The organism is Pseudomonas sp. SDO5522_S412 (assembly GCF_054071215.1).
The window spans coordinates 1-16,622 of sequence record NZ_JBSVWQ010000125.1 but is presented as its reverse complement, the minus strand read 5'-3'; the positions used below and the strand labels follow the sequence as shown (position 1 = coordinate 16,622).

At 60.7% G+C, this 16,622-nt stretch carries 15 protein-coding genes and 1 pseudogene; 10 read left to right on the top strand and 6 right to left on the bottom strand.

The window, feature by feature from the left end; genetic code table 11:
• Positions 1-66: 66 nt before the first annotated feature.
• Positions 67-1,545: a helicase HerA-like domain-containing protein gene (locus ACW9I6_RS21770; RefSeq protein WP_008432355.1), complete on the bottom strand. Its 1,479-nt coding sequence runs from the start codon at positions 1,543-1,545 to the stop codon at positions 67-69.
• 196 nt (positions 1,546-1,741) lie between these two features.
• On the opposite strand from ACW9I6_RS21770, the pseudogene ACW9I6_RS21765 reads away from it, so the two are divergent.
• Positions 1,742-2,773: pseudogene (locus ACW9I6_RS21765) on the top strand (HAMP domain-containing protein); the annotation flags it as partial.
• Between the two features lie 93 nt (positions 2,774-2,866).
• Positions 2,867-3,631: a methyl-accepting chemotaxis protein gene (locus tag ACW9I6_RS21760; RefSeq protein ID WP_371132408.1), complete on the top strand. Its 765-nt coding sequence runs from the start codon at positions 2,867-2,869 to the stop codon at positions 3,629-3,631.
• 10 nt (positions 3,632-3,641) lie between these two features.
• On the opposite strand, the gene ACW9I6_RS21755 is transcribed toward ACW9I6_RS21760, so the two are convergent.
• Together ACW9I6_RS21755 and purU are read right to left on the bottom strand one after the other, a co-directional pair.
• A complete protein-coding gene (locus tag ACW9I6_RS21755; protein ID WP_023659227.1) occupies positions 3,642-3,842 on the bottom strand; it encodes a hypothetical protein in 201 nt (66 codons plus the stop codon).
• Between the two features lie 84 nt (positions 3,843-3,926).
• Positions 3,927-4,775, bottom strand: coding sequence for a formyltetrahydrofolate deformylase (gene purU / locus ACW9I6_RS21750; RefSeq protein WP_003209762.1), 849 nt, complete (start codon positions 4,773-4,775; stop codon positions 3,927-3,929).
• A 349-nt stretch (positions 4,776-5,124) separates the two neighbouring features.
• On the opposite strand from purU, the gene mvaT reads away from it, so the two are divergent.
• Positions 5,125-5,499 carry a histone-like nucleoid-structuring protein MvaT gene (gene mvaT, locus ACW9I6_RS21745; RefSeq protein WP_008432352.1) on the top strand — a complete coding sequence of 125 codons (375 nt, stop codon included), beginning with the start codon at positions 5,125-5,127 and terminating at the stop codon, positions 5,497-5,499.
• Positions 5,500-5,589: 90 nt separating this feature from the next.
• On the opposite strand, the gene sbcB is transcribed toward mvaT, so the two are convergent.
• Positions 5,590-7,017 carry an exodeoxyribonuclease I gene (sbcB, locus tag ACW9I6_RS21740; protein WP_003214166.1) on the bottom strand — a complete coding sequence of 476 codons (1,428 nt, stop codon included), beginning with the start codon at positions 7,015-7,017 and terminating at the stop codon, positions 5,590-5,592.
• A 189-nt stretch (positions 7,018-7,206) separates the two neighbouring features.
• On the opposite strand from sbcB, the gene ACW9I6_RS21735 reads away from it, so the two are divergent.
• From ACW9I6_RS21735 to ACW9I6_RS21710, 6 genes are read left to right on the top strand one after another with little or no spacing between them, the layout of a single operon-like run.
• Entirely contained in the window at positions 7,207-7,899 is a 693-nt protein-coding gene (locus tag ACW9I6_RS21735) for an RDD family protein (RefSeq protein ID WP_003214165.1), read from the top strand.
• Positions 7,896-8,876, top strand: coding sequence for a stage II sporulation protein M (locus ACW9I6_RS21730; protein ID WP_457339803.1), 981 nt, complete (start codon positions 7,896-7,898; stop codon positions 8,874-8,876). Before ACW9I6_RS21735 ends, ACW9I6_RS21730 begins: the two co-directional genes overlap by 4 nt.
• A complete protein-coding gene (locus tag ACW9I6_RS21725; protein WP_457339802.1) occupies positions 8,863-10,392 on the top strand; it encodes a DUF4129 domain-containing protein in 1,530 nt (509 codons plus the stop codon). Before ACW9I6_RS21730 ends, ACW9I6_RS21725 begins: the two co-directional genes overlap by 14 nt.
• Positions 10,389-11,546 (top strand): DUF4350 domain-containing protein, encoded by a 1,158-nt coding sequence (locus ACW9I6_RS21720; RefSeq protein WP_003214159.1) that lies wholly within the window; start codon positions 10,389-10,391, stop codon positions 11,544-11,546. The genes ACW9I6_RS21725 and ACW9I6_RS21720 overlap by 4 nt, the downstream gene beginning before the upstream one ends.
• Positions 11,543-12,523 (top strand): AAA family ATPase, encoded by a 981-nt coding sequence (locus tag ACW9I6_RS21715; protein WP_008432346.1) that lies wholly within the window; start codon positions 11,543-11,545, stop codon positions 12,521-12,523. The genes ACW9I6_RS21720 and ACW9I6_RS21715 overlap by 4 nt, the downstream gene beginning before the upstream one ends.
• A gap of 7 nt (positions 12,524-12,530) precedes the next feature.
• On the top strand, positions 12,531-13,862 hold the full coding sequence (locus ACW9I6_RS21710) for a DUF58 domain-containing protein (protein WP_457339801.1): 1,332 nt from the start codon (positions 12,531-12,533) through the stop codon (positions 13,860-13,862).
• A 16-nt stretch (positions 13,863-13,878) separates the two neighbouring features.
• Here ACW9I6_RS21710 and ACW9I6_RS21705 read toward each other — a convergent pair whose 3' ends face one another.
• Both ACW9I6_RS21705 and ACW9I6_RS21700 read right to left on the bottom strand, forming a co-directional pair.
• A complete protein-coding gene (locus tag ACW9I6_RS21705; RefSeq protein ID WP_008432342.1) occupies positions 13,879-14,238 on the bottom strand; it encodes a PilZ domain-containing protein in 360 nt (119 codons plus the stop codon).
• Between the two features lie 226 nt (positions 14,239-14,464).
• Positions 14,465-14,839, bottom strand: a complete 375-nt coding sequence (locus ACW9I6_RS21700) for a tetratricopeptide repeat protein (protein ID WP_003214151.1) — start codon at positions 14,837-14,839, stop codon at positions 14,465-14,467.
• A gap of 175 nt (positions 14,840-15,014) precedes the next feature.
• Between ACW9I6_RS21700 and pyk the strand changes: the two genes are divergently transcribed.
• Entirely contained in the window at positions 15,015-16,466 is a 1,452-nt protein-coding gene (pyk, locus tag ACW9I6_RS21695; RefSeq protein WP_003214149.1) for a pyruvate kinase, read from the top strand.
• Positions 16,467-16,622 lie beyond the last annotated feature (156 nt).

Below are 16,622 nucleotides of genomic sequence, written 5' to 3'. Positions count from 1 at the left end.
TCACCGGATGTATTGACTGATCCACCGCTTTCGCGAGCAAGCCCGCTCCCACATTTGATCCCATCGTTATTTACGTTTGCTGCCGCCTAACAAAGACCCCAGTAACCCGCGCACCAACTGCCGGCCCATCTGATTGGCCGCCTGTTGCATCGCCGATTTCAGTGCCTTGCCTGCCGTAGTACCGAGGAACGCACCGGCCTTGTCGGTAAAGCTTGGCTCTTCAGCGGCGGGCGTCGAATCCTCTTGCGGGCCCAAGTCCTTGCGCGCCATCAGCACTTCGTACGCCGACTCACGGTCAATCGGCTTGTCATAACGCCCCTGCAATGGCGAACTGGCAATCAGTGCTGCCCGCTCAGCTTCGCTCAGTGGCCCGATCCGCGATTGCGGCGGTGCTACCAGTACGCGTTGGACTACTTCAGGCGTCCCCTTTTCCTGCAAGGTTCCCACCAATGCCTCACCTGTACCCAACTCGGTCAGCACCGCCAGCGCATCAAATGCCGGATTGGGCCGGAAACCATCGGCCACCGCCCGCAGGGACTTCTGCTCCTTGGTGGTGAACGCCCGCAGCCCGTGCTGGATGCGCAAGCCGAGTTGCGCCAGCACGGTGTCCGGCAAGTCCCCGGGAGACTGGGTGACGAAATACACACCGACGCCTTTCGAGCGAATCAGCCGCACCACTTGCTCCAGGCGATCCTGCAGGGCCTTGGGGGTGTCGGCAAACAACAGATGCGCCTCATCGAAAAACAGCGCCAGCAGCGGCTTGTCGGCATCGCCACGTTCCGGCAGTTGCTCGAACAGTTCGGCCAACAGCCAAAGCAGGAAGGTCGCGTAGACCTTCGGCGCCTCATGCACCAGCCGGCTGGCGTCCAATAGATGAATACGCCCGCGGCCGTCACTGGCCGGTTGCAGGATGTCTTCGAGTTGCAGCGCCGGCTCGCCGAACAACGCTTCGGCACCCTGCTGCTCCAGCACCGCCAGGCGCCGCAACAGCGCCTGGCTGGAACCGGTGGTCATCAAGGCCGCGTCTTCCCCGAGCAACTCCGGGTGATAGCGCAAATGGTTCAGCAGCGCCTTGAGGTCCTTGAGGTCCAGCAACAACAGGCCTTCACGATCGGCCACCTTGAAGGCTGCGTAGAGGGCCGATTGCTGGCTGTCGGTGAGCTCCAACAGGCTGCCGAGCAACAGCGGGCCCATTTCACTCATGGTGGTGCGCAACGGATGACCGGACTGGCCGTGGATATCCCACAACGTCACCGGATACGCCTTGGGCGTGTAATTAAGGAAAGGCATGCCGGCTATGCGCTCGGCGACCTTGCCCTGAGGGTTGGCCGCAGCGCCCAGGCCACACAGGTCACCCTTGATATCGGCGGCAAATACCGCGACCCCGGCGTCGCTGAAAGCTTCCGCCAGGCGCTGCAAGGTCACGGTCTTGCCGGTGCCGGTGGCGCCTGCGATCAGGCCGTGGCGGTTGGCCAGGCGCATCGACTGGGCAATCGGCTGGCCCTGAAGATCTGCACCAATAATGAGTTGCGAGGAGTCAGGCATTTTGTCACCCATGGTTAATCTTTGGCGCTGAATGGTCGATACAGATAAAGCGAGAGACCCAAAAAGTCTTGGAAAAACAGGCCGGATAATTCCTGCAGGAGCAGATGGAAATATCACACTTTTTTTGACGCAGCCATTCCGCGCGTCCCAGAAGGACGTGCATCGGATATTAAGACCATAGCGGACCCCACAAGCCATGAATAAAAATCTGCGTTTCAGCCATAAAATCCTGCTTGCCGCCGCTCTTGTCGTCATTGCCGCCTTTGCGTTGTTTACCCTCTACAACGACTACTTGCAGCGTAATGCGATTCGCGACGACCTGAACAACTACCTGCATGAAATGGGCGATGTCACTGCCAGCAACATCCAGACCTGGCTTACCGGGCGCATAGTGCTGATAGAAAGCGCCGCACAGAACATCGCCATCAACCCGGATTCAACCAGCGTCGCCAGCCTTCTGGAACAGAAGGCCCTGACGTCCTCGTTCATGGCCACGTACCTTGGCGACAGCAAGGGCGGCTTCGTCATCCGCCCCGATACCAAGATGCCCGACGGCTTCGACCCACGGGTACGCCCCTGGTACAAGGGCGCGCAGGGCAGCAACGGCTCAACCCTGACCGAACCCTACATTGACGCGGCCACCGGCCAGTTGATCATCTCCATCGCCACCCCCAGCACCAAGGCCGGCCAGAGTGTCGGCGTGGTGGGCGGCGACCTGAGCCTGCAAACCCTGGTAGACAACATCGGTGCCCTGAACTTCGGCGGCATGGGTTATGCCTTCCTGGTCAGTGCCGACGGTAAAGTGCTGGTACACCCGGACAAGGGCCTAGTGATGAAAACCCTGGCCGACGTCTATCCGAACAACACCCCCAGGATCAGCAGCGACTTCAGTGAAGTCGAGGTAAACGGCAAGACACGTATCGTCACCTTTACCCCGATCAAGGGCCTGCCCTCGGTGAACTGGTACCTCGGCCTGTCGGTGGATAAAGATAAATCCTTCGCCATGCTCAGCGAATTCCGCACCTCGGCGATCATCGCCACGATCATCGCCGTGGTCATCATCATCGCCCTGCTGGGCATGCTGATTCGCATCCTCCTGCAGCCACTGCACGTCATGACCCGCGCCATGGAAGACATCGCCGACGGTGAAGGCGACCTGACCCGCCGCCTGACCATCCAGAACCACGACGAATTCGGCGTGCTTGGCAGCGCTTTCAATCGCTTCGTGGAGCGGATTCACACCTCGATTCGCGAAGTTTCCTCGGCCACCGAGCAGGTCAATGAAGTGGCCCTGCGGGTGGTCAGCGCCTCCAATTCCTCGATGGTCAATTCCGACGAGCAGGCCAACCGGACCAACAGCGTCGCGGCCGCGATCAACGAGCTGGGGGCCGCCGCCCAGGAAATCGCCCGCAACGCCGCACAGGCCTCCAACCAGGCCAGCGACGCCCGGCACTTGGCCGAAGACGGTCAGCAGGTGGTGGAACGCAATATCAAGGCGATGAACCAGTTGTCGCAGATGATCAGCGCCTCCAGCACCAATATCGAAGCGCTTAACAGCAAGACAGTGAACATCGGGCAGATTCTGGAAGTGATCACCAGCATTTCCCAGCAAACCAACCTGCTGGCCCTCAACGCGGCGATTGAAGCCGCACGGGCCGGGGAAGCCGGGCGCGGCTTTGCGGTGGTGGCCGATGAAGTGCGCAACCTGGCGCACCGCACCCAGGAGTCGGCGCAGCAGGTGCAGAAGATGATCGAGGAGCTGCAAGTCGGCGCCCGGGATTCGGTCAGCACCATGAGCGAAAGCCAGCGGCACAGCCAGGACAGTGTGGAAATCGCCAACCTGGCGGGCGAGCGTCTGAACAGCGTGACCCAGCGTATAGGCGAAATTGACGGGATGAACCAGTCGGTAGCCACCGCTACCGAGGAACAGACCTCGGTGGTGGAGTCAATCAACATGGACATCACCGAGATCAACACCCTCAATCAGGAAGGTGTGGAAAACCTGCAATCAACCTTGCGGGCCTGTTCCGACCTGGAACAGCAAGCGGCGCGCTTGAAACAACTGGTGGGTAGTTTCCGGATTTGATCCCGCCGGGTCAGCGGCTGCCTTGCACAGCCGCTGACGCCTTTTCTTCAGGCAATTCGGATGTGTCCTGCAATTGTTCCCACAACTCGGCGGCGCCTGGAAACTCGGTGCCGTCCTCACTGCTCAGGTCATCCGGGTCATATCGACTCAAACAACCCTCTCCCAGCGTCGCGGGGGCTTTGGAAGTCGCCTTGTCCAGTGGATCGCTCATGCTCCAGTCCTCACCCGCGCTCAAAAAAAGGGCCTGTAGCGATTTAACGCCCAGGCCCTTCATTCTTCAATCAAAACACTTCAATCAGAACACGACAGTCTTGTTGCCGTGCACCAGTACCCGGTCTTCCAGGTGATAGCGCAGGCCGCGAGCCAGCACCATCTTCTCGACGTCACGGCCAAAACGGACCATGTCTTCGATGCTGTCGCTATGGCTGACACGCACCACGTCCTGCTCGATGATGGGACCGGCGTCCAACTCTTCGGTGACGTAGTGGCACGTTGCACCGATCAGCTTCACGCCACGCAGGGATGCCTGGTGATACGGCTTGGCACCCACAAACGATGGCAGGAAGCTGTGGTGAATATTGATCACCTTGCCAGCGTATTCACTGCACAACTCCGGCGGCAGAATCTGCATGTAGCGCGCCAGTACCACGACGTCCGCATCGTGCTGCTTGACCAGGCGCGAGACCTCGGCAAAGGCCGGCTCCTTGTCCTGCGGGTTGACCGGGACGTGGTAGTACGGAATGCCATGCCACTCGACCATGCTGCGCAGGTCGTCATGGTTGGAAATCACGCAGGAGATTTCGCAGTCCAGTTCATCGCTGTGCCAGCGGTGCAGCAGGTCTGCCAGGCAGTGGGACTCACGACTGGCCATCAGGACCACGCGTTTTTTCTGTTCCGTGTCGGTGATGCGCCAGGTCATCGAGAACTCTTCAGCGATCGGCGCAAATGCCTCGCGAAATGCCTCTAGACCAAAGGGCAGCGTATCGGCACGAATTTCGTGACGCATGAAAAACCAGCCGCTGAGATTGTCCGAGTGATGGCTCGCTTCGGTGATCCAACCGTTGTGGGAAGCCAGAAAGTTACTGACCTTGGCAACGATGCCAACCCGGTCCGGGCAAGCAATCACCAGCCGAAAAGTGCGCATTAGGGGGAAACTCCAGAACTTCGCAAAGGCCGCCATTCTAGCGATTGCGCAGAAAAACTGCAGTATTCCTCAACGCTTATTCTGATCGGCTGCGTCAACCCTGCCCCTTAATAGCGTAAGGTTTTTCCCCATTATGTGTGCAAACGCGTGGACTCCGGCAGTAAGCCAAGACTTAACCAGAGTATCTTTAGGCCATCCCCCTTACTAATTAACTCAATTCCACGCTTTTGCCACAAACAACCAAAGTAAATTACATAAATGCGGCCTTAAATGTTTACTTGGGCAAACTGTCTGACTATTATTGAGCCACTATCCCCTTTCACCCAGCGCCCTGCATAAGGTAGTCCCCATGTCCCTGATCAACGAATATCGCGCCACCGAAGAAGCTATCAAAGAGCTGCAAGCCCGTTTGAAGAACCTGTCCCAAGACGACAAACTGCAAACCGAGCTGGAATTCGAAGGCAAATTGCGCACCCTGATGGGCGAATACTCCAAATCCCTGCGTGACATCATCGCGCTGCTGGATCCGGATTCGAAAGTTAAGGCTCCACGTGGCGCCGTAAAAACTACCGGCACCAAGCGTGCTCGCAAGGTTAAACAATACAAAAACCCGCACAACGGCGAAGTGATTGAAACCAAAGGTGGCAACCACAAGACTCTGAAAGAGTGGAAAGCCAAGTGGGGCGGCGACGTGGTTGAAGGCTGGGCTACCCTGCTGGGCTAAGCCTCGCCAGGACGCTGCGTGATACGCAACGCAATAAAAAACGCCAGCTTGCTGGCGTTTTTTATTGTCCGTATTTTACCGGGAAGCTGATTACAGACTCATTCGAGTCGCTAAGGCATCAACATACTCCTGCCATTCATCAAGCACCTGGCGCTGAAACGGTGTGGCACTAACAGCCAACTCAAGACACGCCTGCTTAAAACCCTCAAGGGTGTTTGGCGCGCCCCATTGAGGGTCTGACAAACGTTGCTGACAGAAAACTCTCCAGCGTTGTTGCTCTTCACTATTCAAGGTGTCCGGGAAGTTGCGTGCACGATAGCGAAATAATAATTCAGGCAAACGTTCATCATCGAAAGGCCATTGCTGGCGCGCTAGTTGCGCCGGCTCGGCGACTCTCACTTGCTCGCATAAACGTCGATCACGATCCCCGATAAAACCATCGTATAGCTGCTGCTCGGGATCGGCGCTTGGCGCAAAATCTTCCTCGGCGTAAATCGCCGCCAGTTTATCGCGCCATAGTTCCTGTGCGTCGCTTAGCCGCAGGGCCCGCGCATCACACTCATCCATATCCAGCTGCAAACGCTCGCGGTCTTGCGGCCGAAGCACGCTCAACGGTGCGACCACCGGGCAACGATTGATGTGCAGCAACTTGAGCGGTACCGGCAATTCACCTTCGGCCAGTTCGTCGCGGCGGGTATATAAGCGCCGGCGCAAGGTATCGGCGTCCTCGTCCAACAGCCCTTGCGGATCGAGCCCCAGGTCGCAGACGATCAATGCATTGCGATTGCGCGGGTGCCACGCCAGCGGCAGCACCACCCCCAGGTAATGACGCTCGGCAGAAAAACGACCGGAAATATGCACCATCGGCTGCAACAACCGCACCTGGTCCATGACCCGTTGTTTGCTGCGCAGTTGAAACAGCCAGTCATAGAGCTTGGGTTGCTTCTCGCGGATCAACCGGGCCAGGGCGATGGTGGCGCGCACATCGGACAAGGCGTCGTGGGCCTGGCCGTGGTCGATGCCGTTGGCGGCCGTCAACCGCTCAAGCTTGAGGGTGACGCGCCCGTCCTGTTCCGGCCAGACGATCCCGTCAGGGCGCAGAGCGTAGGCAGTGCGCACCACGTCGATCAGGTCCCAGCGGCTGTTGCCGCCTTGCCATTCCCGGGCATAGGGATCGAAGAAATTGCGGTACAAGCTGTAGCGCGTCATCTCATCGTCAAAACGCAAGGTGTTGTAGCCGGCCCCGCAGGTGCCCGGGGTGGCCAGCTCGGCGTGCACCCGGGTCATGAAGTCGGCTTCGGCCAGGCCTTTTTCCGCCAGCACGCCGGGAGTGATGCCAGTGATCGCGCACGCTGCCGGATGCGGCAGGATATCGTCGCTGGGGTGGCAGTAGAGATTGACCGGCGGCCCGACCTCGTTAAGCTCGAGGTCGGTGCGAATACCGGCTACCTGCAGCGGGCGGTCGGTACGCGGATTGATGCCGGTGGTTTCATAGTCGTACCAGAAAATGGTGGTCACGGGCTATTCCTGTGCTGAAGACCGGCAAAGTCTAGGCGCTTGCAGGCATCGGGGGCCAGCGCTGTGTTCCCTGTACAAATATTCAGTAAATCGTTGAGTGGTTGCTTCCACCGTCGACACTGCTAGCATCGGTCTTTCCAACCCCGCCGCTGCCGCCCAGGCGCCAGCGCCGCACTGCCAAGGACCGCGATGCCACCTGCGCCACTGGATACCCGCTACCAGATCGAGACCCCGGAGGGTATCGACCTGCCCCTGCGCCCGGCCGGCCTGCTGGTACGCTCACTGGCCTTTGCCTTCGACCTGGGTTTGCGCGGCCTGATTCTCGGCATCCTGTTTATCGCATTGGCCTTTCTCGGCAACCTGGGCATTGGCCTGGGTTCGCTGCTGCTGTTCCTCGTCAGTTGGTGGTACATGGTGCTTTTCGAAGTGCTCAACCAGGGCTGCTCGCCCGGCAAACAGGTCATGGGCCTGCGGGTGGTACAGGACGATGGCACGCCCATCGGCTGGTCCGCCTCGCTGATCCGTAACCTGCTGCGCTTTGTCGACATGCTGCCCTTCGGCTATTTCCTCGGCGCCATCAGTTGCCTGCAACACCCCAACTTCAAGCGCCTGGGCGACCTGGCGGCCGGGACCCTGGTGATCTACCGCGAACAACCGCTTTCCCGCCCGCAAGTGCCCCAGGCCCCGGCGCTGCGCCTGCCGTTCGCCCTTGAGCTGAACGAACAACGGGCGATTCTCAGCTTCGCCGAACGCCAGGGCGAACTGTCGGCCGAACGGGTCAACGAACTGGCCGCTATCCTGGCCACGCCCCTGCAGGTCTCCCCTGCCCGCGCCGTGGCAGAACTCAACGGTGTGGCCCGCGGATTGTTGGGGCCAGCATGAAACAGAGTCTTTTCGAAAGCCGCCATCAGCCACAATGGCAAGCCTTTGCCGAGCAATTGACGCAGTTGGAGAAAGGCAAAGCCAAAGGCGCCGACTTCGTCGACTTCCCTCATCAATACCGGCAGTTGTGCCAGCACCTGGCCCTGGCCCAGGAGCGCGGCTACAGCAGCTACCTGGTGGACCCGTTGCAGCAGCTTGCCTTGCGCGGCCATCAACAGTTGTATCGTCATCGCAGCCGGATGGGGGCAAACGTGCTGAGCTTCCTGCTGGCCGATTTCCCCAGGCTGGTTCGCGCGCAATGGCCATTTGTGCTGGCTGCCGGCCTGCTGTTCTTTGGCAGCCTGCTCGGCATTGCCTTGCTGGTGTACCTGTTTCCGGACTTGATCTACAGCATCGTCAGCCCCCGGCAGGTGGCCGAGATGCAGGCCATGTACAACCCCGATGCCAGCCGCCTGGGCCGGGCAGCCGAACGCGCTTCCAGCGAAGATTGGATGATGTTCGGCTACTACGTGATGCACAACATCGGTATCGCCTTCCAGACCTTTGCCGCCGGGTTGCTGTTCGGCCTGGGCAGCGTATTTTTCCTGTTCTTCAATGGCCTGATCATTGGCGCCGTTGCCGGGCACCTGACGCAAATCGGCTACGGGCAAACGTTCTGGTCATTTGTCATCGGCCATGGCGCCTTCGAGCTCAGCGCAATTGCCCTGGCTGGCGCGGCTGGCCTGCAACTGGGCTGGGCGCTGATTGCACCGGGGCCCCTCACCAGAGGCGAATCCCTGCGCCTGGCCGCGCGCAAAAGTGTGCTAATGATTTGTGGTGTGATGGTGTTCCTGCTGATCGCCGCGTTTATCGAGGCGTACTGGTCGTCCACCAATGCCGTGGCGCCGTGGATCAAGTACCTGGTCGGCACCGCCCTGTGGTTGCTGATGGCGGCCTACCTGCTGTTTGCCGGACGGAATCGCCATGCGCCTGAGTGATGCCAGCGTCGTGATCCGCCCGCGTACCTCCTGGGAGGCCATGGACCTCGGCATCCTGCTGGCCCGGGAACATCGACTGCTGTTGATGAGCAGTTGGGCCATCGTGACCTTGCCGGTCTTCGCCCTGTTCAGCGTGCTGCTGTGGAATCACCCCACCACGGCGCTGTTGCTGTTCTGGTGGTTGAAACCGGCATTCGACCGCCTGCCACTGTATATCCTGTCCAAGGCCCTGTTCGGCGAAACACCCAGCCTGAAACAAGCGCTGCGCCAATCGCCGCGGCTGCTCAAGGGCCAACTGCTGGCCAGCCTGACCTGGCGGCGCTTCAGCCTCAGCCGTAGCTTCGAGATGCCGGTGGTCCAGCTCGAAGGGCTGCAAGGCCAGGCGCGCCAACAACGTCTCGGGGTGTTGCAGCAGCGCAACGCAGGCGCCGCGCGCTGGCTGACCCTGATCGGGGTGCACCTGGAAATCGCCCTGTGGTTCGGGTTGATGGCCGTGTTCTATTTCTTCCTGCCGCAAGAGGTCGAACGCGACTGGGATTGGCAGCAACTGGTGCTCACCACCGGCCACGACTGGCGTTGGCTGGAGCACCTGACCAACATGTTCTACGCCTTGATCCTGGTGTTCTGGGAGCCGATCTATGTCGCCTGTGGCTTCAGCCTTTACCTGAACCGCCGCACGGTGCTGGAAGCCTGGGACCTGGAACTGGTGTTCCGCCGAATGCGCCAGCGCCTGAGTGGTGTGGCGTCGCTGCTGTTGCTGGTGGTCGGGCTGACGCTGATTCCGCCGATCCCATCGGCATGGGCTGATGAACCGGTTCCCCAAACGCCGCTAACTACACAATCGGCCAGTCACTCGATCAAGACGCTGTTGGAGCAGCCACCGTTCAAGAACCCGGAAACGCTCACTCGCTACCGCTTCGGCGAGGATAAAGCAGCCGACAAAAACAAAGCGGCAGGTGATGCCAAGCTTCCAGCCTGGCTGGAAGCATTGCTGAAAAACCTCAACAGTGATTCGTTCAAGCACATCGCCAAGGGCCTTGAAGTACTGCTCTGGGGATTGCTGGCGGGTGGCCTGGCACTGGTGATCTGGCGCTACCGCGACTGGCTGCATGCCTTTGTCAGCCGCCGCAGCCCGCGCAAACCCAAGGCTGCCAAACCCGTGCCTTCGCAGCTGTTCGGCCTTGAACTGGGGGCTGACACCTTGCCCGAAGACATCGCAGGCGCCGCCGAACAGCTGTGGGCAACACAGCCCCGGGAAGCCCTCGGCCTGCTCTACCGTGGGTTGCTCAGCCGCTTGCTGCACGACTTCAACCTGCCGCTGAAAAGTGCCGACACGGAAGGTGAAGTCCTGGAACGTATCCGCCAACTGCAACAACCGCAGCTGCTGGCATTCAGCGGTGAGCTGACCCGTTACTGGCAAAACCTTGCCTATGGCCATCGCCTGCCGCCTGCCTTGGTGCAACAACAGCTATGCAGCGATTGGCGAACCCTGTTCGGCTCGGGAGCGGCGCAATGAATCGGCCGTTGCTGTGGGTCGGGCTGCTGGTCGCGGGCTTGCTGGCAGCAGGCGGTTTTTATGCCTGGCACACGGCGATTCCTTATCAGGAAGTGGTCGATCGCGGCCCTTCACCCGAAGCCCTGGCCAACCCTTACCTGGCGGCTGAACACTTTCTGCGCCAGCAGGGCCTGGTGGTGGAACATGCCAACAGCCTCGAACGGCTGGCCAGCCTTTCGCCCAAGGGCAACAGCCTGCTGTTGCTGGGCGAGCGCAGCAACATGAGCCCGCCCCAGGTTGATCAATTGCTGCAGTGGACCCGGGCTGGCGGCCATCTGCTGCTGGTAGCCGAAGCGCTGTGGGATGAGGACACCGGTGAAAGTGGCGACCTGTTGCTGGATCGTGTGCAGATACACCAATCCTTCAGTGAAGAATTCGACGCTCCGGCACCCGCGCGTAAAAAGAAAACGCCGGACCTGACCAAACTCTATGTGGACAACGAAACAGCGCCGGCCTATTTCAGCTTCGACACCGACTTCAACCTCACCGACCCCAGGCACCTGGCACAATTCTCGGCCAACAGCGCCCGGTCGACGCACCTGATGCAGGTCAACCTCGGGCAAGGGCGTGTGACCGTGGTCACCGACAGCGACCTGTGGAAAAACCCGGGCATCGGCCTGCACGATAACGCGTGGCTGCTCTGGTACCTGAGCCAGGGCACCCAGGTCACACTGCTGTTCAACACTGATGTCGAGGACCTGTTCAGCCTGTTGTTGCGCTACTTCCCCCAGGCACTGGTGGCACTTGCCGCACTGATCGCCCTGGGCCTCTGGCACGCCAGCCTGCGCCAGGGTCCGATCCGGCAACCGGCGCCCAAGGCACGGCGGCAATTGCAGGAACACTTGAACGCCAGTGCCGACTTCCTGTTGCGCCGCAGCGGGCAAGACAGCTTGCTGCAAGCTTTGCAGCGCGACATCCAGCGCACCGCTCGGCGCCGTCATCCCGGGTTCGAACACCTCGATACAGCCGAACAATTGCGGGTGCTTGAACGCCTGACCCGCCAACCCTCCCTTGTTATCAGCCAGGCCCTTGGCCCGCCTGCGACGAAACGGCTCTCCAGCGCCGATTTCAGCCGCCAGGTGGCCTGCCTGCAAACCCTCAGGAATGCCCTATGAGCGAATTTCCCGCCACTGACCCGATTCAGCGCGCCAGCCAACTGGCCCAGGCCTTGCGCGTCGAACTGCGCAAGGCGGTTATCGGTCAGGACCCGGTGATCGATGACGTGCTCACGGCGTTGATCGCGGGCGGCCATGTGTTGCTTGAAGGGGTTCCCGGCCTGGGCAAGACCTTGCTGGTACGCGCGCTGGCACGCTGTTTTGGAGGCGAGTTCGCGCGCATCCAGTTCACCCCGGACCTGATGCCCAGCGACGTGACCGGCCATGCCGTATACGACCTGCATACCGAACAGTTCAAGCTGCGCAAGGGACCGTTGTTCACCAACCTGCTGTTGGCTGACGAGATCAACCGTGCCCCGGCGAAAACCCAGGCAGCGTTGCTGGAAGCCATGCAGGAACGCCAGGTAACCCTTGAAGGCGAGGCGCTGCCCATCGGCCAGCCGTTCATGGTACTGGCCACCCAGAACCCCATCGAGCAGGAAGGTACTTACCCGTTACCCGAAGCCGAACTGGACCGTTTCATGCTCAAGGTGCGCATGGACTATCCCGAGGCACAGCAGGAACTGGACATGGTGCGCGAAGTCACCCGCTCGTCCCGAGCCGACATGCTCGACGTACAGCCGCTGCGCACGGTGCTGCAAGCCGAAGACGTGCTGCTGTTGCAACAGATTGCCAGCGAGTTGGCGCTGGATGAGCAGGTGCTCGACTACGCCGTGCGCCTGGCCCGCACTACGCGCAGTTGGCCGGGCCTGACCATCGGCGCCGGGCCCCGGGCCTCCATCGCCCTGGTTCGCGGTGCACGGGCGCGGGCCTTGCTGCGCGGGGGCGAGTTCGTGACCCCGGACGACATCAAGGGCTGCGCCCTGGCAGTGTTGCGCCATCGGGTGCGTATTGCCCCGGAGCTGGATATCGACGGGTTGGAAGTCGACCAGGTGCTCCGGCAATTGCTGGACCAAGTCCCGGCGCCACGCCAATGAGACGCCCATGAGACCAACCCGCCTGCTGTTGACCTGGCTCGGTGTACTGCTGGGCCTGAGTATCCTGCTCGGCGCACTGGTGGCGCTACAGGTCAAGGTGCCAGACGCCCTGCACTCAGTGACGTGGGGCCTGCTGCTAGCCCTGTTGCTGCTGGCCCTGCTGGATGCCAGCCGCCTGCGCCGCCGGCCGTCCCCGCGCGTGCGACGGCAGATGCCCGGCAGCCTGGCACTGGGGCGCTGGGGGGAAGTGCGGGTAACCCTGGAGCACGATTATCCCCAGCCGTTGGCGGTCCAGGTATTCGATCATGTGCCTGAAGGCCTGGCGGTGGAGGACCTGCCGCAATCCATCGAACTGCGGCCCGGCGAGCACAGTGAACTGGGTTATCGGCTAAGGCCCCAAAGGCGCGGGCATTTCAGCTTTACCCGCTGTGAAGTGCATCTGCCCAGCGCCCTGGGGCTATGGTCGGCCCGGCGCCTGATCGACGTCAGCGACGCCACCCGGGTCTACCCGGACTTCGCACGCCTGTATGGCGCGCAGTTGCTGGCGGTGGACAACTGGCTCAACCAGCTGGGCGTACGCCAGCGGCAACGGCGTGGGCTGGGCCTGGAGTTTCACCAGCTGCGTGAGTTTCGCGAAGGTGACAGCCTGCGCCAGATCGACTGGAAAGCCACCGCCCGGCAACGCACGCCCATTGCCAGGGAGTACCAGGACGAGCGCGACCAGCAGATCATGTTCATGCTCGATTGTGGCCGCCGTATGCGCAGCCAGGACGCCGAACTGTCGCACTTCGACCACGCGCTCAACGCCTGCCTGCTGCTCAGTTATGTAGCCTTGCGCCAGGGCGATGCCGTAGGGCTGTGCACCTTTGCCTGCGACCAGCCGCGCTACCTGGCGCCGGTCAAGGGCAGTGGCCAGCTCAACCTGTTGCTGAATGCGGTGTATGACCTGGACACGTCCCGGCGTACGGCCGATTACCAGGCGGCCGCCAGCCAACTGCTGGCCCGGCAGAAACGTCGCTCGCTGGTGATCGTAGTGACCAATTTGCGGGATGAGGAAGATGAAGAGTTACTCAGCGCCGTAAAGCGCATCAGCCGCCAGCACCGGGTAATGGTCGCAAGCCTGCGGGAGGAGGTCCTTGACCAGTTACGCCAGGCTCCCGTGCAAACCCTGCCCGAAGCCCTGGCCTACTGCGGCACGATCAACTATCTCAATACCCGGGACGAACTCCACGACCGCTTGAACGCCCACGGGCTGTCGGTACTGGACACACTGCCTTCGGACCTGGGTGCCGCCCTGGTGACCCGCTACCTGGGCTGGAAAAAAGCCGGCGCGCTATGAACGCCGGATGCAGCACCTAGGCAGAGGCCTGCAACGGATCAAAGCTGAAGTAATCCAGCAGCGCGCTGATCACCTCCCCATATTCGGCAGGGGCCTGGGATATGCTGAACCCGGAATCGTAATGCTGGGGGTTTATATCCTCATGACACCACAGGCAGGTGGCCGTGAGGTCTACCGCCTGCACCTCACCCTCAGGCCCGGGGATCTTCAAGCGCAGCTCGAACTCCACATCGACCATCATGGGTAACTGGCTGATCAACATCAGGCCCTGCTCGGAAACATTGCCCAGATAGCCGATTGGCTTGTCCGTCAGGCGGTTGAACACTTGAAGGAAGCAAGGTAACTGATGCCGCTCGATCCGTCGGTGAGTAAACATGATGAGGTCGCCATCCAATGGCCATATATGTGGCCGCTCCAGTGATTCGAAACGAGCCTGAAGGCCCGCTCTCCCCGGATATCGGTGCGACAACCGCAAACGGGTTGCCACTTTTACAGCTGCCAAATCCGGGAACGCCATCCGTTTGAATAGAAACTTATACAAACTGACATTCAAAGATTAGCCCAAGACTGGCAACGAGCCAGCTATGGCATGACAAATATCATCACAACGACGCCGGCCGCGGCTGGGCAACGCTCGCGCCGGGGTAATGCCCCAGTTGCTGCAGGGTATCCAAACGGGCACGGGCACGGAATGCGTACTCGCTCGCCGGGTACTGGCTGATGATGAACTGATAGGTTTGCGCCGCATCGACAAACAGCTTCTCGCGCTCCAGGCACTGCCCGCGCAACATAGAGACTTCCGGTTGCACGTAGCGCCGGGAACGGCTTTCACGGTCGACCTGGGACAACTCAAGGGTGACCCGCTGGCAATCGCCCACACCGTAGGCGCGGTACGCATTGTTCAAATGATGGTCCATCGACCAACGGGTGCAGCCGACAACACTGACGGCCAGGGCAGCAATGATCACGATTCGCATGGGGGTTCTCCTGTCTTGTGCAGTGTATCGACCCTTCATCGAAAATCTTCAAGGTTGTTCATCTGTTCATGCAGAGTGAAAACAAGCGAATCATCGATAAGTAGTGCAAACGAACAATGACTACAACCAAAGAGCATAGTAGCCTTCCCCAGCGCTTGAACTCAGGAGTCCGTGCATGTCCGTCCGTCGTACCAAAATCGTCGCCACCCTTGGCCCGGCCAGTAACTCGCCGGAAGTCCTCGAACAGCTGATTCTGGCTGGCCTGGACGTTGCCCGTCTGAACTTCTCCCACGGCACCCCGGACGAGCACAAGGCTCGCGCCAAGCTGGTGCGTGACCTGGCCGCCAAGCATGGCCGCTTTGTGGCGTTGCTGGGTGACCTGCAAGGCCCGAAAATCCGTATCGCCAAATTCGCCAACAAGCGGATCGAGCTGAAGATCGGTGACCAGTTCACCTTCTCCACCAGCCATCCCCTGACCGAAGGCAACCAGCAAGTCGTGGGTATCGACTACCCGGACCTGGTGAAAGACTGCGGCGTGGGCGACGAACTGCTGCTGGACGACGGCCGTGTGGTAATGCGCGTCGACACCGCCACCCCGACCGAACTGAATTGCACCGTGATCATCGGCGGCCCGCTGTCGGACCACAAAGGCATCAACCGTCGTGGCGGTGGCCTGACTGCCCCGGCCCTGACTGAAAAAGACAAGGCCGACATCAAGCTCGCCGCCGAAATGGAAGTGGACTACCTCGCGGTATCCTTCCCGCGCGACGCCGCCGATATGGAATACGCCCGTAAACTGCGCGACGAAGCCGGCGGCACTGCTTGGCTGGTGGCGAAGATCGAACGCGCCGAAGCCGTAGCCGATGATGAAACCCTCGACGGCCTGATCAAGGCTTCCGACGCCGTGATGGTTGCCCGTGGCGACCTGGGTGTGGAAATCGGTGACGCCGAGCTGATCGGTATCCAGAAGAAAATCATCCTGCACGCACGTCGCCACAACAAGGCGGTGATCGTTGCGACCCAGATGATGGAGTCGATGATCCAGAACCCGATGCCAACCCGTGCCGAAGTGTCCGACGTGGCCAACGCCGTGCTCGACTACACCGACGCCGTGATGCTTTCGGCTGAAAGTGCGGCTGGCCCGTACCCGCTGGAAGCCGTGCAGGCCATGGCACGTATCTGCGTCGGCGCTGAAAAGCACCCGACCAGCAAGACCTCCAGCCACCGTATCGGCAAGGTCTTCGAAAGCTGCGACCAGAGCATCGCCCTGGCGGCCATGTACACCGCCAACCACTTCCCGGGTGTGAAAGCGATCATCGCCCTGACCGAAAGTGGCTACACGCCGTTGATCATGTCGCGCATCCGTTCCTCGATCCCGATCTACGCGTTCTCCCCGCACCGCGAAACCCAGGCCCGTGCGGCCATGTTCCGCGGCGTCTACACCGTACCGTTCGACCCGGCATCGCTGCCGCCTGAGCAAGTCAGCCAGGCCGCGATCGACGAGTTGCTCAAGCGCGGCGTCGTGGAGAAAGGCGACTGGGTCATCCTGACCAAGGGTGACAGCTACCACACCATCGGCGGCACCAACGGCATGAAGATCCTGCACGTTGGCGACCCAATGGTCTGAGTGACCGCTCGCTGAAAAACAAAAGCCCCGCCATGTGAATGGCGGGGCTTTTTGCATTGCAAATTGGCTTGTGTGTTGGCTTTACTGGCCTATTCGCGAGCAAGCCCGCTCCCACATTTGATCGCGTACATCCTCAAGAAACACGGTCGAATGTGG